Origin of the sequence: Rhizobium sp. L43, from assembly GCF_002531725.1 — a bacterium.
Classification (GTDB): Bacteria; Pseudomonadota; Alphaproteobacteria; order Rhizobiales; family Rhizobiaceae; genus Rhizobium.
Genome location: NZ_NWSQ01000018.1, coordinates 90,316 through 111,064, shown reverse-complemented (window position 1 = coordinate 111,064; position 20,749 = coordinate 90,316). Strand labels below are relative to the sequence as shown.

Below are 20,749 nucleotides of genomic sequence, written 5' to 3'. Positions count from 1 at the left end.
ATCCCTCGCATCACTCCGGTCCGGCACGCCATTCGCGATAGGCGAGATGGGCCTTTGCTCCGATCGTCGTGAAAGGCTGCGGCGGCAATGCCGTCGGGGCAACCAGGCGCGCATAGATGCGGCCGAGTTCGGATTGGTGTCCGAGCGCCAGTTCGGCGGCCGCGATCCCCGACGCCGTCGAATTCGACGCGCCAAGGCCGTTGCAGCCGCATGCTGCGAATACGCCGCGCTCGATTTCCCCGAAGGCCGGAACATGATTGCGTGTGAGCGCCATGGCGCCGGCCCAGCGATACTGCATCCCGACGCCGCTGAGCGTGGGAAAGCGTTGGGAGAATTTGCCGTCGTGCAGGCGTCCGGCCCGCCGGATCGCGGCGTCGCTGATGTCGATGCCCGGATTGTAGCTGTAGCGCGAGCGCACCAGGATTCGATCGCCGCCGCCCGTGCCGATGCGGCGAACGGTTGTTCCCATCGGCAGGGCCGGAGTGGCGGCCCACTTGCGCTCTCCATCAAGGCACGAGGGGTCGAACGCCTCGGTGAGGGAGGCGTAGGTGAAGACGTGGAGCAGGCGCCCGCGGAAGAAACCGAAGCTCTCGGAATGTCCGTTGTTCGCCATGATGATCTTTGCCGCCTGCACGGAACCCTCCGGCGTCTTGACGAGCCAGCCTGTGCCCAAGCGCTCGAAAGAGAGCGCCGGCGTCCGCTCGTAAAGGGCGACCGGCTCCTTCAGGCAGTCGGCGACCCCGCGTATATAGGCGGCGGGCTGCACGATGACCGTGCCGGGCGTGAACAGACCGGAGGTGTAGACCGGCGATCCCGTTACCGCCTGGATCTCCCTGAGATTCAGGAGCCGGTGGGCTTCGCCCATGTTCGAGAGCTGCCGCGCATAGTCCTCGAGGTGCTTATCGCCTTCCGCGCTGATGGCGACGCTGTATCGGCCACAGGGGTCGAACACGTCCTTGCCCCAGCCGTTCTCGGCCGCCATCTCGCTCGCCAGAGCGATGGCCGAGCGCTGGATGAGGACGGACTGCCTGAACCTCGCCTCCCACTCGCCGCTGAAATCGTCGGACGAGACTTCATGCGGCAGATCGATGATGAAACCCGAATTGGCGCCCGCAGGCCCTTCGCCGACGACACCCGCTTCGAGGATGGCGACCCGCACGCTAAGGTCCAGGCGGGAGATGCGCCGGGCCGCGGAAAGGCCGGCGAAACCACCGCCGATGATCGCGACATCCGCCATGATCGGTCCGTTCAACACCGGCCGTGGCGTGCGCGGGGCAAGCGTGGCGACCCAGCCCGAAACGCCGGCGCGTTTCGGAAGCCTCGATGCAACGAAGACGTTCTTTGCGGCCTGGGTCACGTCAGATCGCTTCCCGCTCCATGAGCGTTTCAAGGGAGCGCCGGATGGCCGGAAGCTTTTCCGCGGCAAGCGCGCGCAGCGGTTTTCGCGGAACGCCGGCGCCGTAACCCACCAGATCCGCCGCCGCATAGACGGACTGCACGTAGTCGCCTTCCCAGATCAGCCCCATCGCCGACTCCAGGATTTTCCAGAGCGCGCGAACCTCATCCCACTTGTGCTCGGCGGCAGCCTCGACGAGGGCGACGCAGGTTTTCGGAGCGAAGTTCGCCCCACCCCAGATCAGGCCGTCGCATCCGGCATAGAGCGCGTAGGGAACGAGAGGGTCGGCGCCGTTCATGACGAAGCGGCCGGAGCGGATGAGTGCGGCCTGCTTTCCGAGATCGCCGCCGCTGTCCTTGACGGCACAGAAGCCGGGGATTTCGTTCAGCTTGTCGAGAAGTTCCGGTGTGACGGCGACGCCGACCGCCTGGGGAACGTTATAGCCGATCACCGGAAGACCGGCCTTCGCGACCTCGCTGTAGAAATCGAGGATGCCCTGATCGTCGGTCGGCCCTTCGAAAAAGGGCGGAAGAACCATGACGCCTTCGGCGCCGGCATCGCGCGCCCGCATGGTGCGCTCGACGACGTCCTCGATGAGCAGGCAGAGGTCTGCGCGATCACCTTCGCCCGTCCGTTGACGATCCGTGCTCCGCGCCGGATCAGTTCCTCGGATTCCACCTTGGAAAGGTAGACGTGCATGCCGGTGCCGGAACTGAATAGAAAACTCCTGACGCCTGCCGCGAGGTAGCGCTCGACATTGTGTTCGAGCCTTGCGTAGTCGATGCGTCCGGCATCGTCGAACGGTGTGGCGATAGCAAGATTGAGGCCTGGAAACTGGAAGTCAGACATTCGTGTGTGTCCCGTGTTGGGCTGCCCGAAGGTCGAGCCAAATGGTCTTGATCTGGGTGGATTCCCACTTGCCCGGACGTTCGCTCATTGGTCTCGCCGGCAGTGTTCGATCTGTTCTTCGAAACGCCGGCCCTAGAGGCTCGGCGTCTCCAGGCCCTCCGGGGCCGCGTACATGGCCATGTTTCGTCGTGAAAGTTCGAGGTGAAGCCGCGCCAGTTCTCCGGCCGCGTCGACGTCCCGCTTCTCGATGGTCGCGATCATCTCGTCGTGCTGCTGCGTGGCGAGCTCGAGCTCTTCCTGCATGCGCGGCGTGTTGGGATATGTGTAGAAGACCTTGCCTATCCGGGCGTGGTCGATCTGCAGTCGCCGCAGGCTCGGAACCAGATAGACATTGTGCGCCATCTCGCCGATCTGGCGGTGGAACTGGTCGTTATAGAAGACGCGCCCCTCGACATCGCAGTTGTCGACTGCCTTTCGGAATGACTGCTGGATCTGCTTGAGCACGTCGAGCTGCCCGCGATTGCCATTCTCGGCAGCCAGCCTGTTGGCGGTGATGTAGATCATCGGCGCAAGAAGAAAGAAGTCGCGCAGCGACTGGTAGCTCATCGAACTGACGCGCGCCGCGCGGTTGGCTTCCAGCTCGATGTAGCCTTCGCCAGCCATCTGGCGCATCAGCTCGCGAACCGGCGGACGGGATAGCCCGAACTCTTCACTCAGCGCCACTTCGTCCAACACCGCCCCCGGCGGCAGTTCCATCGTCAAGATGCGTCTGCGGAGCGCAAGGCCAAGATTGCCTTTGCGGTCGGGATTGATCTCGGCATCCATATCATCATCTCCTACTTTGAGAAGACAATATGTAGACATAAGATAGGCGTCAATACCCCTTTGGAATTAGGACTGCCACATGGTGCCGATTGTGGCGAAAGCGCTTTGCCCGCGCAGACTGCTCCGAGCGTCGAAAATTGCAGCAATTGCGGGCAACCGTAGAGGGCTAGCCGACCTTCCGCCGATCCCGACGGAATTGCTAACTGCGTCGATCGAATGCGGGAGGGGGGCCGTTGAGGCTGCCGGAACGGCAGTTGCGGGTCTGAGGGCACAGCCAACGTTGGCTGCTGCGCCGGGCTTAAAAAATAAGCTGCACCTTGCAGGCGACCGCGCGGTCGCCGGCGAGAATGAAAGCTGCATCGGCTTGCTCGAGCGGCAGGCTGTGGCTGATGATCGGACGCACGTCGATCTTGCGGCTGGAGATCAGCTCCACGGCGGCGGCGAATTCCTCGTGGAAGCGCTGCGTTCCGTGAATGTGAAGCTCCTTGCCGACAATGGCGTTGAGAGGGATCGGGATCTCGCCTGTGACACCGACCTGCACGATCGTGCCGCGCGGCCTGATGGCGGCGATCGCGCTGCGGATCGCCGGGACGGCGGCCGAGCATTCGAAAACGAGATCGAAATAACCCTTGCCCGCCTCGAATTCGGCAAGCGCCTGGGCATCCCTGGAGACATTGATCGTGCGGCTGGCGCCCATTGCCTTGGCCCGGGTGAGCGCCGCATCGGCGAGATCGTTCACGACGATCTCGCTTGCACCGTGATAACGGGCGACGGCGACCATCAGCGCGCCGATCGGGCCGGCCCCGGTGATGAGCACACGTTTGCCGGCAATATCTCCGGCGCGTGATGCAGCGTGCAGACAGACGGAGAGCGGTTCGCTGCAGGCTGCTTCCGCAGCGGTCGTCGCGACGCCTGCCGCAAAGCACTGCTTGGCGGGCACCACCAGCCACTCCCGGAACATGCCCTGCTCATGCGGCAGGCGCATCGCGCTGCCCATGAAGCGCATGTCAAGGCAGTGGATCGGCATGTCCTTGTCGCAATATTCGCAATGCCCGCAGGGTTGGCTGGGATTGACCGCCACCAGCGTTCCGGCCGAGAGCTCGACGCCCTCGCCCGCCTGGCTGATGGTCCCCGATGCCTCGTGGCCCGGTATGATCGGCTCGCGAACCCTGACCGGCCCGAAGCCGCCATCCTGATAATAATGCAGGTCGGAGCCGCAGATGCCCGCGGCCGCCATTTTGAGAAGCACCTCGCCGGGACCGGGGGCCGCAACCGCGGCGGTTTCGACCCTGAGATCGCCCTTTTGGTAAAGCCGTGCCAGACGTGTCTGCATTGTGTCCCTCCTATCTCAGCAGCCCGAGCTGCTGCGGCAGCCAGAGCGATATGGCCGGAACGAAGGTGATCAGGATCAGCGCCAGGAACAACGGCACCAGCCAGGGCAGGATCGCCATGGTCGTGCGTTCGACGGAGAGTTTCGCGACCCGCGACAGCACGAAAAGCACCATGCCAAGCGGCGGATGCAGCAGGCCGATCATCAGGTTCAGCGTCATGATGAGGCCGAACTGGACCGGATCGATCCCGAACTTCACGACGATCGGCAGCAGGATCGGCACGAGGATGGTGATGGCCGCGATCGTATCCAGGAAGCAGCCGACGAACAGCATCAAGAGGTTCACCAGAATCAGGAAAACCCATTTGTTGTCGGTGATCGACAGGATCGCATCGGAGAGCAGCTGGGCCGCCTGGCTCACCGTCAGCAGCCAGGCGAAGACCGATGCCGCGGTGACGATGAAGAGAACCGATGCCGTCGTCTCGATCGTATCGAAGCTTGCCTTGGCGAGCGTCGAAGGCGTCATCGTTCGGTAGCGCACCAGACCGAGGAACAGCGACCAGAGGACGGCGGCGACGGCGGCCTCCGTCGGCGTGAACCAGCCCATCGTCATGCCGCCGATGAGGATGACGGGCGTCATCAGGGCCATGACGGCGGAGAAGCGGAAATACCAGTCGAGCGCGAGAAGCCCGGCAAGAGCAATGCCCGCCGCCGCATTCATCGAGACGCCGGCTAACATCAGCAGATAGATGGCCACGGGCACCGCCAGGACGACGAGGATTTCCAGTCCCGCCGACAGGAGCTGCCTGACATCGAAGGGCGCATCCGAGCCCCAGCGCTTCCAATAGGCGAAGGCGGCGACGGTGATCATCATCAACAGCGTCATGACCACGCCGGGCAGGATGCCGGCCATGAAAAGAGCGCCGATCGAAACGTTCGCCATCATCCCGTAGATGACGAAAGGCAGCGATGGCGGGAAGATCGGCCCGAGCGTGGCCGAAGCCGCCGTCACGCCGACTGCCGCCTCGACCGGATAGCCGTGATCCTTCATCGCCTTGATTTCGATCGTGCCGATCCCCGCCGCATCGGCAAGTGCGGTGCCGGACATGCCGGAGAAGATGACGGAACCGATGATGTTGACCTGGGCGAGACCGCCCTTCATCCAGCCGACGAGAGCGACGGCAAAGGAGTAGATGCGGCCGGTGACACCAGCCGAGTTCATCAGATTGCCGGCGAGGATGAAGAAGGGGACCGCGAGCAGCGGGAAGCTTTCGACGCCGGCGATCATGCGCTGGGCAACGATGATGTCGGGCGCCACGCCGTAGAGGACGATGTAAAGCACGGAGGCCACGGCCATTGAAATGGCGACGGGCACGCCGACCAGCATCAGGACCAGAAACGAGCCAAGAAGCAGCAGCATCGGATCACCCCTCGATGGTCTGGAATTCTTCGGGGCGCTCCAGAACGGAGTAGCCGCGACGGATATTGGCGACGAAGACGATGATCGCGCGGATCAGCATCAGCGCGAAGGCGACGAGAACGGAGTAGAAGACGATGTTGCGCGGCAGGTCGATGGTGACCATCTGCTCGTCGGCGACGATGTCGACGTAGCGCCACATCAGATGGCAGCCATAGGCGAAGAAGCCGATGCGGACGATATCGACGAAGGTGGCGAGCACGCGCGCCAGACCTGCCGGCGTATAGTGATAGAACACGTCCACCTGGATATGCCGCGACGTCCGCACGCACATGACGGAACCGAGAAAAACCACGCCGATCAGGCAGTTGATCGCAATCTCCTCGGTCCACGCATAGCTGTCGTTCAGCACATAGCGCGTGAAGAACTGCAGAAAGACGCAACCCGCCATCAGCCAGAAGACGACCAGCGTGATCCAGTCTTCGACGGCGTAGTCCGAGACGTTTGCAGTTGGCGCGTGTCCTTCGAATTCGTGGCCGATCTCCTCGGCCGTGATGGGGGTGTGAATTTCTTGCGACATGATCGGCCTTGTTGCGGTTGGAGAAGGAAGGCGCGCGGCGTGCGGGCGGCGCGCGCTTCAATTTGGTGACAAACATCGTCCTTTGCTCGGTCGTATCTGCCCCTCATCCGGCTGCCGCCACCTTCTCCCCGTGAACGGGGCGAAGGGACCATGCCGCAATCTCTCGGTCTCTCGACCACGTCTCGCAGAGCACGTCCCCTCGCCCCGTTTACGGGGGTCCGAAGGACGGGTCGAGACGAGTGGCTCGACCCCGGTAAGGTTAGGGTGAGGGGCGGTCATCGCCACGAACATGCATTACGAAAGTGTCGTTGGCCGTGCTTTACTGGATCGCGCGGATCGCTTCCCAATCGGCCTTTTCGTAGCCGAAGTCCTCGAACTTGACCTTTTCCATCACGGTCTTTTCGAAATCGGTCTTGTCGACTTCGGCGACATTCAGGCCCTTTTCCTTGAAGGTCGCGATGAGGCTGTTTTCCTTGCCGGCGATCGTCTTGCTGGTGCGCTCGGCGGCCTCCTGCATGACCTCGCCGAAGATCTTCTTGTCTTCGTCGGAAAGGCTTGCCCATCGGGTCTTCGAGACCACGGTGTTGAGATGATCGACGATGTGACCGGTGAGGATGATGTTCTTCTGGACTTCGTAGAACTTCTTCGCCTCGATGGTCGTCAGCGGGTTTTCCTGCGCCTCGACCGTGCCGTTCTGCAGAGCGAGATAGACTTCGGCAAAGGCGATCGGCGTGGTGTTGGCGCCGCAGGCGCGCGGCATGGCGAGATAGGCCGGAACGTCGGGCACGCGGATCTTCAAGCCCTGCATGTCGGCGCATTTGGCAATCGGCTTGTTCGATGTCGTATGACGCGTGCCGTAATAGCTGACGGCGGCGATGTGGTTGCCGGTCTTGTCTTCATAGCCTTTGGCAAGGCGCTTGAAGACATCGCTCTTGGTGTAGGCGATCAGGTGATCGGGGCCGCGGAAAATATAGGGGAAGTAGGTGACGCCGATCGGCTTGTAGTCGCGGGCCGCAAAGCTCGATCCCGAGATGATGATGTCGACCGTCCCGAGCTTGAGACCCTGGTTGATATCCGCTTCCTTGCCGAGCTGCGAGGCCGGGTAGACCTCGATCTTGTAACGCCCGTCGGTGCGCTTGTTGATCTCTTCCGCAGCCCAGACGGAATCCGTGTGGAAGGGCTCGGACGTTTCATAAACATGCGCCCATTTCAGCACGGTCTCGGCATGCGCGATCGCGCTGCTCGCCATGATCGCGGCTGCGGTGCACAGTATCGTTGCCAGTCTCTTCTTCATCGCTCTCTCCTCCGAGCTCATGTTTAAGTCTTGGTCGTTCCTTTCGCGGACCGCTTGCCGCGGCCGCGCTCCTCCTCTCCCGAAAACTCCTCCCCGAAGCTCTCGGAAAACCTCTTCTGCGACATGGTGAGATGGGCGCGCATGGCGGCCTTCGCGCCCGCGGCATCGCTGGCGGCGATTGCGTCGCGAATGGCCCGATGCTCATCCACGGCGCTGCGCCATGTGCCCGGCCCCTCGAAATGGCTCGCGAGCCGCGCGAAATAAGGGGTCATGCGCATGTCGAACATCTCGCCAGTCACCCGGATCAATGTCGCATTGCCGACAATGGCGGCAATGCCGGTGTGGAAGGCTCGATCGGCGGCAAGCACGGCGCTCGCATCATTGACCACGCCGCTCATGCGCATCAGCGTTTCGTCGAGCAGAGCGATATCCTCGGGCCTGGCGCGGCCTGCGGCCTCTTCGGCAATGGCGCATTCGATGATGGCGCGCGCCTGCAGCAGCTCGAAAGGCCCCTCCACCGGCTCGCGCTCGGCCCCGGCCACATCAGCGGCATGCTGGCGCACGACATAGATGCCGGATCCCATGCGGATATTGACCAGGCCTTCGACCTCTAGGACGATCAGCGCCTCGCGGACGGTCGGGCGTGACACCGACAACTGCTCCGCCAGGTCGCGCTCGGCCGGCAACCGCTGGCCGACGGCAAGCTCGCCGCTCGCGATCATCAAGCGGATCTGGTCCGCCACCTGCCGATAGAGGCGGCGTGATTCAACAGGCGAAAACATCGTGGCCTCCTCGGCGGCTTCTCCTCAAGCGCGCAGCTGGTCAAATGGCCTGACCAATTCAGGCATAGATATCATCGCAAGAGTTGTGCGTCAATCCGCCGCATAAACGTAGAACACGAGTGCCAAAGCCGGCCTGCGGGACTTAGATCCCGGCATACCATTCGTAGCCGCGATCTTCCCAGAAACCGCCATTGCCGCCGTAAAGCTGGCCAAGATCCGCGACCGCTTCGATGCCGGTCAGATACTTCGCCTGCTTATAGCCGAGCTGCCGCTCGACCCTGAGCCTCAGCGGCGCGCCATGCGCCACTTCCAGGTCGCGTCCATTCATCGAATAGGCAAGGATCGTCTGCGGATGGAAGGCATCGACCAGATCGATACTCTCATAGTACCAGCCGGTACTATCCAGCGTCTTTTCGTATTCATCGGCGCAGTGGAACACGATGTAGCGCGCCTGGGGTTTCAGCCCGACCGATTGGAGCAGGGCGCCGAGCGGCAGGCCCGTCCATTTGCCGATCGCGCTCCAGCCTTCGACGCAGTCGTGCCGGGTGATCTGGGTGCGCGACGGCATCGTCTTCAGCTGCGCGAGCGAAAATTGCGACCGCTTTTCCACCAGTCCGCCGACATCAAGTCTCCAGGTCGAGAACTGCCGGCTCATCCAGTCGAGATATTGCGGATTGTCAGGCATGCTGGTGCCGTTGGAGCGAAAGATCGGCGACAGATCGGCCTCGCTGAATTCACGGGCCAACGCCTTGTCGCCGAGCAGCAAGCGCTGCGTCTTCATGCTGAAACCCTCGGCGATCTTCAGAACCGACTTCGTCCGGTCGTTTTCGACCAATGCGTCGCATCCGCTTAGTCCCAAAGCAGAGGCGGTCAGGGTCGAGCCGATCAGGAAGCGGCGGCGGGTGATCAGGCGGCTCATTGTCTGTCTCCCTGTTCGATAGCGTAGTAGCCGGTGATCATCGATCGCAGATTGTTGAAGACACCCGACAGGATCACCATGGCGACATGCACGACGACGAAGGCGACGAGCGAAAAGGCGGTGAGGAAATGGAGGGTGCGGGCCGATTGCCGTCCGCCGAAGACATCGAGCAGCCAGGGCGCCACGGCGTTGAAGCCCGGCGACATGGTGAGCCCCGTCGCAACCATCAACGGCAGCAGCAGGAAGATCACCAGGAGATAGGTCAGCTTCTGCAGCGTGTTGTAGTGCCGTGCCTCGGGGCCTTTCGGAAAGCGCAGCCTGATATGATTGACGACTTCATGACCGAGATGCGTGGGTCTCAGCTCGTTGCCGCTCGGGGCGAGATCCCTGCGGAAATGCCGGCTGACCAGTCCGTAGACGAGATAGACGAGGCCGTTGAGGACGAAGAGCCAGGCAAAGAAGAAATGCCAGCGCCGGCCGGCCGACAGGTCCTGATAGCTGGGAACCGTGAGCCAGCTTGGGAACCCCCTCGCTGTCGCCTCGCCGTCGACATCCGAGAGTCCGAGCAAGCCTGTCGTATCGAAGGTCAGCGAACCCAAATGCGTCAGCCCCTTCACCTGGTCGCCATCGTCGATGGCTTCCATGGAGATGAAGGAAGGGTCGTTGTCGGCGCCATACTGGCCCCAATAGAGCGCCGGGTGAGCATTGAATATCTGCAGGCCGCTGAACAGCAGCAGCGTGAGGCAAAGCACGTTCACCCAGTGCGACAGGCGGACGACAAGGCTGTGGCGGTAGATGAGGGTGTGACCGGTTTGTTCGCCGGCATCGATCGTCGCCATGATGGTTCTCCGGATGAATGGACATTTCGGAAGAAGAAGACGCGGCCGCCGCGGATAAAGTTTCAGCGGCCGCGCAACTGCGAGACGCCTACTTCATCGCGTCGCAGGTCTTCATCATGTCGGCCTTTTTCATCGCGTCCTTTTCCATGCCGGCCTTATGAGTGCAGTCCATCTTGGTGCCTGATGTCTTCATCGCGTCCTTCGACATCGCGTCGCTGTGCATCGTGTCCTTCTTCATCGCATCGGACTTCATGGCGTCCTCAGCCGACGCCACGCCGGCGAGTGAAAGGCCGATGATGAAGGTGCAGGCTGCAAGGCTGGAAAGAAACTTGGTCATGGAATTCTCCTGAAATGGAATTGCCGTGTCCGCCGGCGGTCTGCCGATGGCTCACATCAGCCCATTCGAGCGAGTGTGGGGATGCGTTACAGCTTCACGCGCATGTGATAGAGCTGTGATGCCGATATTGTTTTTGATCTTCTCTGTAACCGATTGGCTGCTTTTCCGAATGAAGTCTCTGACAGCATGACAACCGCCCGTTCGGAAGAAGCCCTGAAAGCCCTGATGCTTCTGTCCCTCGACGGGGACGAGGCGGCCTATCGGCGTTTGCTGACGGTTTTGCGCGCGCTGCTTGTCGGTTATTACAGCCGCCGGATGGCTGCGGCGACGAAGGCGGATATGGAAGATCTGGTGCAGGAGACATTGCTGGCCCTGCATTCCCGTCGATCCACCTATGACCGAAACAGACCTTTCACGGCATGGTTCTTCTCGATCGCCCGCTACAAGCTGATCGACCATCATCGCGGCCACGGTGGACGCAAGCTTAGTGAGACCGAGCTTGGCGAGGAGATCGAAAGCGACTTCAGCGAAGATGCGCTGACGGCCCGCATGGATGTCGAGCGGTTGCTCGACGGCTTGCCGCTGAGACAGCAGGAACTGATCCGGCAGGTAAAACTCGAGGGCCAATCGGTCGCCGACACCGCAAGCCGCACCGGCCAGTCGGAATCGGCGGTGAAAGTCGGCATCCACCGGGCGCTCAAGGCGCTCGGAGAGAGATTGCGAGGCGCATCGTGACAAAGACGGACGACATCATCGAAAGCTTGGTCAGCGACCTGAAGCCGGTGCCGCGCCATGCGCTGCGGCGCCGCTTCGCGCTTGGCCTCTTGCCGGCCCTCGGGCTCTCGCTGCTGCTGATGCTGGCCATTCTCGGCCTCAGGGTCGATATGCCTGATGTGCTGATGCTGCCGGTCTTCTGGATCAAATCGGCCTACAATGCCGTGATTGCCGTGGTGGCTCTCTTCGCCGTCTTCCGGCTTTCCCGCCCCGACGGTTCCGAAGGACGGTTTTTCGGTTGGCTGGTCTCGATCATCGCCGCCATGACGGCGGTCGCAGCGATCCAGCTGATGATGGCTCCCGCTGGGTCTTACCGGGTGCTGATCCTCGGCTCTTCGGCGCTCCATTGCCCGTTGCTGATCGTCGGCTTCGCATTGCCGGTCTATGCCGGCGTGGTCTGGGCATTGCGCCGCGCGGCGCCCTCGGATCTCAGGCTGACCGGCTTCGTCGCCGGCATTGCCGCGGGAGCAGCGGGCGCCTGGGTCTATTCGTGGTTTTGCACCGAAAACGGCATGCCCTTCGTGCTGATCTGGTATTCCCTCGGGATCCTGCTCACCGGCGCGCTCGGCGCCTTCACCGGTCCTCGGCTGCTCCGCTGGTAGATCCTTCTCTGTCGAGACAATTCGCAATCCGAAAAGATCGATCGTTGCGCACGCTAAGCCTTTGCGCAAACGAGGCAAGGCTATCATCTCTACTATCCCAGCCACCGTTATTTCGCACCGGCCTTCAGCATCACACCGGGGACGATGGCAATTGGGGTATCGGCGCACGAAAAAAAGCAGCGCCATGCACACAAAATGATGCTTTTCGCGCTCATCGTTATTCCCTACTCCCTGTCAAGACAGGTGACAAAAGGGGACGACCGCATGGCGACGCCGTTTTACTGGAACGAGCTCAACACATATGATTTTGCCGGCCTCTCCCCCGAGACCACGATTGCCGTTCTGCCCATCGCCTCGACCGAACAGCACGGCCCGCATCTGCCGGTCGCAACCGATGTCGCTATCGCGACCGGCATGCTGGCGGAACTGAAGAGGCAGCGGCCGGAGGATTTGGACATATTGGTGCTGCCGACACAGGAGATCGGCAAGGCCAACGAACATGTCTACGGTCCCGGCACACTGTCGCTCAGCGCCGAGCTGCTCATCCCTATCTGGACGGCGATCGGTGCAAAGGTTGCCGAAGCTGGATTGCGGAAGATGGTGATCGTCAATTCCCATGGCGGCAATGTCGACATCATGAGCATCGTCGCGCGCGAACTGCGCGTACGCCATCAAATGGCGGTGGTCTCGACGCAATGGGGCCGTTTTGGCCATCCGGAAGGCATGGTCAGCGACCACGAGAGCAAATACGGCATCCACGGCGGCGATGTCGAGACGTCGTTGATGCTGCACTTCCGCCCTGAGCTGGTACGGATGGACAAGGCAGAGAATTTCGCCTCGAAGGCCGAATGGATGCGGCAGCAATCCAAATATCTTCAGCCCCTGCCGCCGCATTCGCTGGCCTGGATTGCGCATGACCTCAATCCCCTCGGCGTGGTCGGCGATGCCTCGATCGCCACCGCCGAAAAGGGCGATGCGATCTGCCGCCATCAAGTCAAGGGGTTTGTCGAATTGCTCGAAGACCTCAAGGCCTATCCGCTTTCGAATCTCTATGTGAAATAGCTTCGGCCGCGGATCTCGTATCCGGCGGGATATGACCCTTGGCCTGCAATTCCTGCACCAGGCCGAGCAGTTCGGCGAGCAGATATTCGACGAAAAGGCTGGTGGCCGCATCGAGCGGCGCCCTGGCGCGGGCAAACAGCTTCATCTGCTGGTAACGCGCATGCGGTTCGGCGATCGGCCGGAAGACCAGTTCGCCGCGCCGGCATTCGGTGATGACGTCGAGCGGATTGAGCAGCGTCAGGCCCGTGCCGCATTTGACGAGTTGCTTCAGCATCTCCGATGCATTGGTCTCCAGCACCGGCTCGACGGGGATGGGCAGGCGCGCAAAAGCAAGGTTGATCACCTCGCGCAGGCTGGTGCCCGGCTGTGCCAGAACCAGTTTTTCCTGAGTGACATCGGCGAGGTTGATCGGTCCGGGACCGATCAGCTGATGGCCCGGCGGCAGCACGACACCGATCGGGATATCGAAATTTCCGAGGGTGCGGATGCCGGGCATGGCGGGGATGTTGAAGCCGAGACCGATATCCACCTCGCCTGATACAACGGTGCTGGCCGTCGTGCCGCCGGCATCGTTGCGCAGCTGGACGAAGACGCGCGGATGCTCTGACAGAAAACGCGCGATGATTTCGGGCAGCGGCCCGGCGGCAAGGCCAACGGTCGTCACCATGCGCACCTTGCCCGCCTGCTGCATCTTGAGGCTGCGGATACGCCCCTCCAGACGCTCGTAATTCTTCAGCACCTCCCGGATATGTTCGATGCAGAGTTCGCCGGCAGCCGTCAGCCGCAGGCCACGCGGCAGTCGCTCGAAAAGCGGTGCGCCGATCTCCTCCTCCAGCGCCAGAATCTGCCTGTTGACCGCCGATGACGCCACATTGAGGCGCGCTGCCGCCTTGCGGATCGAACCGCAACGGGCGATCTCGTTGATGTAAAGAAGGCGTCTGGAGTGCAACACGATCTCTCCGGTGCATAAATTTTGCGCAGGGCGCACAAATTATCTTCAGCTTTCCAACAGATGCCGAAAAGGCATCAATGCGCACGAATTTTGATGCTTTTCAAAGCGCATGGCAATGGCTCAAATTCCCTCAAAAGGGAGCCGGCCAAGGCTTCCCTCGGCCAAAAAGGGGAACTGCCTGCCATGTTGAAAGCACTGACGAAGACGCAATTCCTGAACTGCCTCGGCCTCGCCGTGATGCTTGCCGCCGCCTCGCCGGCGCTTGCCCTCGACAAGGTAAGCTACGGGACGAACTGGCTTGCCCAAGCGGAACATGGCGGCTTCTACCAAGCCGTCGCCGACGGCACCTATGCAAAATACGGCCTCGACGTCACCATCGTCCAAGGCGGCCCGAATGCTGCAAACAGCGCGCTGCTGATCTCCGGCAAGCTCGATTTTTACATGGGCGGTCCTCAGGGAGAAATATCCGCCGTCGAGCAGGGCATTCCGCTGGTCGATGTCGCGGCGATCTTCCAAAAGGATCCGCAGGTGCTGATTGCCCATCCGGATAACGGCGTCGACACATTCGAGGACCTCGCCAAGCTGAAGACGCTGTTCCTCAGCAAGGACGGCTACCTCACCTATTTCGAATGGATGAAGGCCAACTTCAAAGGCTTCAAGGACGAACAATACAAGCCTTATAACTTCAGCCCCGCCCCCTTCCTCGCAGACAAGGACTCCGCTCAGCAGGGCTACCTGACATCAGAACCTTACGAGATCCAGAAGCAGGCGGGCTTCGAGCCAAAAGTCTTCCTGCTCGCCGACAACGGTTACTCGCCCTATTCGACGATGATCACGACGACGCAGGCGATGATCGACGGCAAGCCCGATGTTGTGCAGCGCTTCGTCGATGCCTCGGTCGAGGGCTGGTACAACTACCTCTACGGCGACAACACCAAGGCGAACGCGCTGATCAAGAAGGACAATCCAGAAATAACGGATGGCCAGATCGCCTATTCGATCGCCAAGATGAAGGAATACGGCATCATCGAATCCGGTGACAGCCTCGACAAGGGCATCGGCTGCATCACCGACGCCCATTACAAGAAGTTCTTCGACGAGATGACCGCCATCAAGGTGTTCAAGACCGATACCGACTATACCAAGGCCTTCACGACGAAGTTCGTATGCAAGGGCGCCGGAATGGCGCTGAAGAAATAAGCCTCCCAGGCTCGGTCCGCCGCCCGGCGGCGGACCGCATCCCTTTCGATAAATGAGCGAGAAAATGTCCCCAGCCGAAACCAAGGCGGCGCCTTCGAAGGAAACGCGAAAGCGACCGCTGGTCGTCATGCAGGCGGTTTCGAAGGTCTTTTCCAGCGGCACGACAGCACTCTCGGGCATGTCGCTGACGGTCGAAAGCGGCGAATTCATCAGCCTGCTCGGCCCCTCCGGCTGCGGCAAGTCCACGGCGTTGCGCATCATCGCCGGCCTCGGCGACATCACTGCTGGCAAGATCGACTGGCCGAGTTCACGCATCAATGCGAAGGGGCTGCCTGAAGGCGATATCGGCTTCGTCTTCCAGGAGCCGACGCTGATGCCGTGGAAGACTGTCTCCGGCAACGTCTACCTGCCCCTGAAACTGCGCGGGATTTCGAAGGCGGAAGCCCGCGACCGGATCGTCGAAGCGCTGTCGACCGTCGGTCTTCAGGATTTCGCCGATGCCTATCCGCGCGAACTCTCCGGGGGCATGAAGATGCGCGTATCGATAGCCCGCGCGCTGGTGACGAAGCCGAAGCTGCTCCTGATGGACGAGCCTTTCGCCGCGCTCGACGAGATCACCCGCCAGAAGCTCAATGACGACGTGCTGCGGCTGTGGCAGGCGACCGGTATCACGGTGATCTTCGTCACCCATTCCGTCTTCGAATCCGCTTATCTCTCGAACCGGATCGTGGTGATGAAGGCAAGGCCCGGCCGCGTGCATGCCGATTTTCCGCTGGCGACCAGCCTCGATCGGGATTCGCATTATCGAACCTCGGAACAATATCGGCAGGCCTGCGAGACGGCATCGCGGTCGCTGATCGAGGCCATGGGCGGATCGGAGGAGCACTGATGAGCGTCGAAAGCATTAAAACCGCCGAGGCCGCGTCCCTGCCTGTCCCCAAACCTGCCAACGCCCGGCGGCGCGACCTGGCACTGCGCATCGCCGTGCCTTTCCTGGTCATCACCGTGCTTATCGTCATCTGGGAGCTTTACGTGGCTCTATCGGGTGTACCGCCTTACATCCTGCCCGGACCCGGCGCCGTGGCCGCAGCCTTCGTCAATGATTGGGGCACGCTGGCGCCTGCCCTCTGGGTCACGACCCAGATCACCTTCATCTCGCTGGCGTTGGCGCTGATCGGCGGCGTGGGTTTTGCGATCTTCCTGGTGCAATCGCGCTGGATCGAGATCGCCTTCTATCCGCTCGCCGTCATCCTGCAGGTGACGCCGATCGTGGCGATCTCGCCGCTGATCCTGATCTATGCCCCCTCGACGCAGGTGGCGCTGCTGATCTGCGCCTTCCTCGTCGCATTCTTCCCGATCCTGTCGAACATGGTGCAGGGTCTGAAGAGCGTCGACCATAACCTCATCAACCTGTTCGAACTCTACGGCGCCTCGCGCTGGCAGACGCTCATCTATCTGAAGATCCCGGCCGCCCAACCCTATTTCATGACCGGCCTTCGCATCGGCGGCGGTCTTGCGCTGATCGCCGCCGTCGTCGCCGAATTTGCCGCGGGCTCGGCCGGCGCCGGCTCCGGCCTCGCCTTCCGCCTGCTGGAAGCGCAATACCGGATGAACATCCCGCGGCTCTTCGCGGCTCTCTTGATGCTCTCCATGCTCGGCGTGGCAATCTTCGGCCTCACCACCCTGATCGCCTGGCTCTGCCTTCATCGCTGGCATGAAAGCAGCATCAAACGGGAAAACTGATGACCTATTCCTTCATATCCCCGCCGAATGCGGCCCGCTTCGTGCTGTGCAATGCGACAGTGCCCGCCGTCACCGTCGAGCCTATCGGCGTGCCGGTGACGGAAGGACTGGCCACAGTCGATATCGTCATCAGCGACGGCACGATTGCCGCCATCCGGCCGGCCGGCGCCGCACCCGCCGATTATGCCAGGATCGATCTCAAGGACGGCATGGTCTGGCCATGTTTTGCCGATATCCATACCCATCTCGACAAGGGCCATATCTGGCCGCGCCAGGCCAACCCCGACGGCAGTTTCATGGGCGCGCTCGACGCCGTCAGGGCCGACCGGGAAGCCAACTGGTCGGCCGCGGACGTGAATCGGCGCATGGATTTCTCGCTGCGCTCCGCCTATGCCCACGGCACCAGCCTGATCCGCACGCATTTGGATTCGCTGGCGCCCCAGCATCGCATCTCCTTCGAGGTCTTTGCCGAAATCCGCGATGCCTGGAAGGACAGGATCGCGCTGCAGGCGGTCGCCCTCTTCCCGCTGGACGCCATGGCGGACAGCCCCTTCTTTGCCGATCTCGTCACAACGATCCGGCAAACCGGCGGCCTGCTTGGCGGCGTCACGCGGATGGGGCCGGAGCTTGTCTGGCAGCTCGACACACTCTTCAGAACGGCTGCAGAGCATGGCCTGGATGTCGATCTGCATGTCGACGAGACGGATGACCCCGGCGCCGAGACGCTCAAGGCAATTGCCGAGGCGGTGCTGCGCAATGGGTTTAAGGGCAAGGTCACCGCCGGCCATTGCTGCTCGCTCGCCCGTCAGGACGACGATACCGCCGCGCGCACCGTCGAGTTGGTCGCCAAGGCAGGCATTGCCGTCGTCTCGCTGCCGATGTGCAACATGTATCTGCAGGACCGCTATCCCGGCCGCACCCCGCGCTGGCGCGGCGTCACTCTGTTCCACGAGCTGGCCGCCGCCGGGGTCGCGACCGCGGTCGCCTCCGACAATACCCGCGACCCCTTCTATGCCTATGGCGATCTCGATCCGGTCGAGGTCTTCCGCGAGGCCGTCCGGATCCTGCATCTCGACCACCCGCTCGATACCGCCGCCCGTGTCGTCACCACCTCGCCCGCCGCCATCGTCGGGCGGCCGGACAAGGGCCGGATCGCCGCCGGCGATCCGGCCGATCTCGTGCTCTTCAGCGCCCGGCGCTGGAGTGAATTCCTGTCGCGTCCGCAGTCTGACCGCGTCGTGCTTCGCCGCGGCAAGGTGATCGACCGCAGCCTACCGGACTACCGTGAACTCGATAACGTCGTTGGAGGCTGACATGGCCGATTATCAGAAGATCAAAAAGGAACTCGAAGGCATCGCCGTCGAGGATAATCCGGCGCTGGTGCGCCAGAAAAGCCGGGACTTCTATTGGTACTCGCCGATCCTGAAGGCGCAGCTCGACAATGTGACGGCCGATCTCGTCGTCACGCCGAAGACCGAGGAAGAGGTCATCCGGACGCTGAAGGTCGCCTATGCCCATGGCGTGCCGGTCACGCCGCGCGGCGCCGGCACCGGCAATTACGGCCAGGCCATGCCGCTTTCCGGCGGCATCGTGCTGAACCTTGCCGCCATGGACAAGATCAAGGAAATCCACCCCGGCCGCGTCATCTGCGAGCCCGGCATCGTCCTTGCCCAGCTCGACAAGCAGACCAAGGCCCATTCCGGCCAGGAGCTGCGCTTCCACCCCTCCACCGCCCAGACGGCGACGGTCGGCGGCTTCATCGCCGGCGGTTCGGGCGGCGTCGGCTCGATCACCTGGGGCGGCTTGCGCGATATCGGCAATATATTGCGGCTGCGCGTCGTCACCATGGAAGCCGAGCCGCGTGTCCTCGATCTCACCGGCTGGGATCTGCAGAAGGTCAGCCACGCCTACGGCACAAATGGCATCATCACCGAGATCGAGATGCCGCTTGCCCCCGCCTATGACTGGGTCGACGTGCTGGTCGGCTATGACGACTTCATGGAAGCGGTGCGCTTTTCCGACGTACTGGCGAAATGCAACGGCATCCTCGTCAAGGAGATCGCCCCGATCGCCGCTCCCATCCCTCACGACTATTTCACCCGCCACAAGCCCTATATCCGTCAGGGTCAGTCGATTGTCGTGCTGATGATCGCGCCGCACTCCCTGGATGCCTTTCTTGCCTTCACGGCGGCGCAGAAGGGCGAGATCATGTTCCGCTCCGACAAGGTGGAAAGCATGCGCGGTATCCCGCATGCCTATGAACTGGCGTGGAACCACACGACATTGCGCGCCCTCAAGGTCGATCCGAGCTTCACCTATCTGCAGGTGCAATATCCGGGACCGGATCATGTCGCCAAGGTCCGGAAGATGGTGGAAATCTTCGGGGACGAAGTGCCCGGTCATCTCGAATTCATCAAGTTCGACGGCCAGATCCAGTGCTCCGGCCTGCCGCTGGTGCGCTATACCACCGAGGAGCGGCTGGAGGAGATCATCAAGATCCACCAGGACAATGGATGCCCGATCTTCAACCCGCACCGCTATACGCTTGAGGAAGGCGGCATGAAGCGCACCGACACGGTGCAACTCGCCTTCAAACAGGAGACCGACCCGAAGGGCCTGCTCAATCCCGGCAAGATGATTGCGTGGGAAAATCCCGATTTCGACTTCAATGCCGGCAAGAACTATCTCTTCCCCGGCCTGGCGGCCCTGATGGAGGCCTCATGAGGGTTCTCGTCCTCCACTCCCACCCGGTCGAGGAAAGTTACGGCAAGGCGCTTTACCGGCAGACCGTCGAGAGCCTTGGGAAGGCCGGGCACACGGTGGATGCCTGCGACCTTTATGAAGAGCAGTTCGACCCGGTGCTCTCACGCCGCGACCGGCTCGTCTATCACGACTATCCGGAAAATCTGAAGCTGGTGGAATCCCATGTCGACAGGCTGAAGGCGGCCGAAGGGCTTGTCATCTGCACCCCGATCTGGAATTTCGGCTTTCCAGCGATCCTCAAGGGATATTTCGACCGCGTATGGCTGCCGGGCGTTTCCTTCGAACTGGTCGACGGTAAGGTGGAATCGCGGCTGCGCCACATCCGCAAGCTTGCCGCCGTCCTGACTTATGGCGCAACCCCCTTTCGGGCGTTTGCCGCCGGCAACCCGCCGAAGAAGATCGTCAAGCGGGTGCTGAGGGCGCAGATCAACCCGCTGAGGCCGGTGACCTTCCTCGCCCATTACGACATGAACAATTGCACGCCGGAGACGCGGGCAAAATTCCTCGCCCGCGTCGGCGACGCGATGGAGCGTTTTTAAAAGATTTTGGCGGCCGTCACTTCGACCTCGACGAGGAATTCCGGGCGGGTAAAACCGCCGACGATGATTAGGGTGGAAACAGGCTTCGGATCAAGGGTATAGCGATCCCGCACGGCCATATAGGCCGGAAAATCCTCACGGCCGGTGACGAACCCCGCAATGCGGATCACATCGGCAAAACTCATCTCCGCCTCTTCGAGGATCGCCTTGATCGCCTCGAAGCAGAGTTCCGTCTGCGCAGTGACGTCATCTGGAACCGTATCGTCGAGACCGATACCAAGCTGACCCGACGTGACCAGCAACGATGCGCCGGGCGGCACGAGCAAGCCGTGATTATAATTTCCGAAAGGCCGGCGCACCGAGGCCGGATTGAAGATCTTCTTCATCGATCGCTCTGAAATTTCCCATAGGTCCGCAGATACCGCGACCCTACAGGATACGGCGGGATATGAGAATATCGGCTCACCCATGATGCCTTGCGACATATGATGCAGGACGAGCGTCCCGGGAGAACGAACCGAGATCGTCTAGGCGCCAATTCAATAT

General features: G+C 61.8%; 21 protein-coding genes and 1 pseudogene. 9 read left to right on the top strand and 13 right to left on the bottom strand.

Features of this window, described 5'->3' with window-relative positions:
* Positions 1 to 10 precede the first annotated feature (10 nt).
* The 11 genes and pseudogenes from CO667_RS23160 to CO667_RS23110 all read right to left on the bottom strand — a co-directional run bounded on the left by CO667_RS23160 (position 11) and on the right by CO667_RS23110 (position 10,568).
* A complete protein-coding gene (locus CO667_RS23160) occupies positions 11 to 1,357 on the bottom strand; it encodes an FAD-binding oxidoreductase (RefSeq protein ID WP_097620635.1) in 1,347 nt (448 codons plus the stop codon).
* Position 1,358: 1 nt separating this feature from the next.
* Positions 1,359 to 2,245: pseudogene (locus tag CO667_RS23155) on the bottom strand (dihydrodipicolinate synthase family protein).
* A 132-nt stretch (positions 2,246 to 2,377) separates the two neighbouring features.
* Positions 2,378 to 3,070: a GntR family transcriptional regulator gene (locus tag CO667_RS23150; RefSeq protein WP_097620634.1), complete on the bottom strand. Its 693-nt coding sequence runs from the start codon at positions 3,068 to 3,070 to the stop codon at positions 2,378 to 2,380.
* A gap of 298 nt (positions 3,071 to 3,368) precedes the next feature.
* The gene (locus tag CO667_RS23145; protein WP_097620633.1) at positions 3,369 to 4,403 is read right to left on the bottom strand and encodes an L-idonate 5-dehydrogenase; all 1,035 of its coding nucleotides are present in this window, start codon (positions 4,401 to 4,403) and stop codon (positions 3,369 to 3,371) included.
* Positions 4,404 to 4,413: 10 nt separating this feature from the next.
* Positions 4,414 to 5,820, bottom strand: a complete 1,407-nt coding sequence (locus CO667_RS23140) for a TRAP transporter large permease (protein WP_097620632.1) — start codon at positions 5,818 to 5,820, stop codon at positions 4,414 to 4,416.
* Positions 5,821 to 5,824: 4 nt separating this feature from the next.
* Positions 5,825 to 6,397: a TRAP transporter small permease gene (locus CO667_RS23135; RefSeq protein ID WP_097620631.1), complete on the bottom strand. Its 573-nt coding sequence runs from the start codon at positions 6,395 to 6,397 to the stop codon at positions 5,825 to 5,827.
* Positions 6,398 to 6,716: 319 nt separating this feature from the next.
* Positions 6,717 to 7,691, bottom strand: a complete 975-nt coding sequence (locus CO667_RS23130; RefSeq protein ID WP_097620630.1) for a sialic acid TRAP transporter substrate-binding protein SiaP — start codon at positions 7,689 to 7,691, stop codon at positions 6,717 to 6,719.
* 23 nt (positions 7,692 to 7,714) lie between these two features.
* Positions 7,715 to 8,473, bottom strand: coding sequence for a FadR/GntR family transcriptional regulator (locus tag CO667_RS23125; RefSeq protein ID WP_097620629.1), 759 nt, complete (start codon positions 8,471 to 8,473; stop codon positions 7,715 to 7,717).
* 142 nt (positions 8,474 to 8,615) lie between these two features.
* On the bottom strand, positions 8,616 to 9,392 hold the full coding sequence (locus CO667_RS23120) for a molybdopterin-dependent oxidoreductase (protein ID WP_097620628.1): 777 nt from the start codon (positions 9,390 to 9,392) through the stop codon (positions 8,616 to 8,618).
* Positions 9,389 to 10,231, bottom strand: coding sequence for a cytochrome b/b6 domain-containing protein (locus tag CO667_RS23115; RefSeq protein WP_097620627.1), 843 nt, complete (start codon positions 10,229 to 10,231; stop codon positions 9,389 to 9,391). Before CO667_RS23115 ends, CO667_RS23120 begins: the two co-directional genes overlap by 4 nt.
* Positions 10,232 to 10,319: 88 nt before the next feature.
* Positions 10,320 to 10,568: a pentapeptide MXKDX repeat protein gene (locus tag CO667_RS23110; protein ID WP_097620626.1), complete on the bottom strand. Its 249-nt coding sequence runs from the start codon at positions 10,566 to 10,568 to the stop codon at positions 10,320 to 10,322.
* A gap of 186 nt (positions 10,569 to 10,754) precedes the next feature.
* Between CO667_RS23110 and CO667_RS23105 the strand changes: the two genes are divergently transcribed.
* The 3 genes from CO667_RS23105 (at position 10,755) to CO667_RS23095 (ending at position 13,006) form a co-directional block, all read left to right on the top strand.
* Positions 10,755 to 11,303, top strand: coding sequence for a sigma-70 family RNA polymerase sigma factor (locus tag CO667_RS23105; protein WP_097620625.1), 549 nt, complete (start codon positions 10,755 to 10,757; stop codon positions 11,301 to 11,303).
* Positions 11,300 to 11,944: an NrsF family protein gene (locus tag CO667_RS23100; protein ID WP_097620624.1), complete on the top strand. Its 645-nt coding sequence runs from the start codon at positions 11,300 to 11,302 to the stop codon at positions 11,942 to 11,944. The genes CO667_RS23105 and CO667_RS23100 overlap by 4 nt, the downstream gene beginning before the upstream one ends.
* A 195-nt stretch (positions 11,945 to 12,139) precedes the next feature.
* A complete protein-coding gene (locus tag CO667_RS23095) occupies positions 12,140 to 13,006 on the top strand; it encodes a creatininase family protein (RefSeq protein ID WP_179874206.1) in 867 nt (288 codons plus the stop codon).
* Here CO667_RS23095 and CO667_RS23090 read toward each other — a convergent pair.
* Complete coding sequence (locus CO667_RS23090; RefSeq protein ID WP_097620623.1) at positions 12,969 to 13,958, bottom strand: LysR family transcriptional regulator; 990 nt, start codon at positions 13,956 to 13,958, stop codon at positions 12,969 to 12,971. The two genes, CO667_RS23095 and CO667_RS23090, sit on opposite strands and share 38 nt — an antisense overlap.
* Positions 13,959 to 14,141: 183 nt before the next feature.
* Between CO667_RS23090 and CO667_RS23085 the strand changes: the two genes are divergently transcribed.
* The 6 genes from CO667_RS23085 to CO667_RS23060 all read left to right on the top strand — a co-directional run bounded on the left by CO667_RS23085 (position 14,142) and on the right by CO667_RS23060 (position 20,203).
* Positions 14,142 to 15,158, top strand: a complete 1,017-nt coding sequence (locus tag CO667_RS23085) for an ABC transporter substrate-binding protein (protein WP_097620689.1) — start codon at positions 14,142 to 14,144, stop codon at positions 15,156 to 15,158.
* A gap of 64 nt (positions 15,159 to 15,222) precedes the next feature.
* Positions 15,223 to 16,047, top strand: a complete 825-nt coding sequence (locus CO667_RS23080) for an ABC transporter ATP-binding protein (RefSeq protein ID WP_097620688.1) — start codon at positions 15,223 to 15,225, stop codon at positions 16,045 to 16,047.
* Complete coding sequence (locus tag CO667_RS23075; protein WP_097620622.1) at positions 16,047 to 16,901, top strand: ABC transporter permease; 855 nt, start codon at positions 16,047 to 16,049, stop codon at positions 16,899 to 16,901. Before CO667_RS23080 ends, CO667_RS23075 begins: the two co-directional genes overlap by 1 nt.
* A complete protein-coding gene (locus CO667_RS23070) occupies positions 16,901 to 18,214 on the top strand; it encodes a cytosine deaminase (RefSeq protein ID WP_097620621.1) in 1,314 nt (437 codons plus the stop codon). The genes CO667_RS23075 and CO667_RS23070 overlap by 1 nt, the downstream gene beginning before the upstream one ends.
* Position 18,215: 1 nt before the next feature.
* Positions 18,216 to 19,625, top strand: a complete 1,410-nt coding sequence (locus CO667_RS23065) for an FAD-binding oxidoreductase (protein ID WP_097620620.1) — start codon at positions 18,216 to 18,218, stop codon at positions 19,623 to 19,625.
* Positions 19,622 to 20,203, top strand: a complete 582-nt coding sequence (locus tag CO667_RS23060; protein WP_097620619.1) for an NAD(P)H-dependent oxidoreductase — start codon at positions 19,622 to 19,624, stop codon at positions 20,201 to 20,203. Before CO667_RS23065 ends, CO667_RS23060 begins: the two co-directional genes overlap by 4 nt.
* On the opposite strand, the gene CO667_RS23055 is transcribed toward CO667_RS23060, so the two are convergent.
* Positions 20,200 to 20,589, bottom strand: a complete 390-nt coding sequence (locus CO667_RS23055; RefSeq protein ID WP_097620618.1) for a RidA family protein — start codon at positions 20,587 to 20,589, stop codon at positions 20,200 to 20,202. The two genes, CO667_RS23060 and CO667_RS23055, sit on opposite strands and share 4 nt — an antisense overlap.
* Between the last annotated feature and the right edge of the window lie 160 nt (positions 20,590 to 20,749).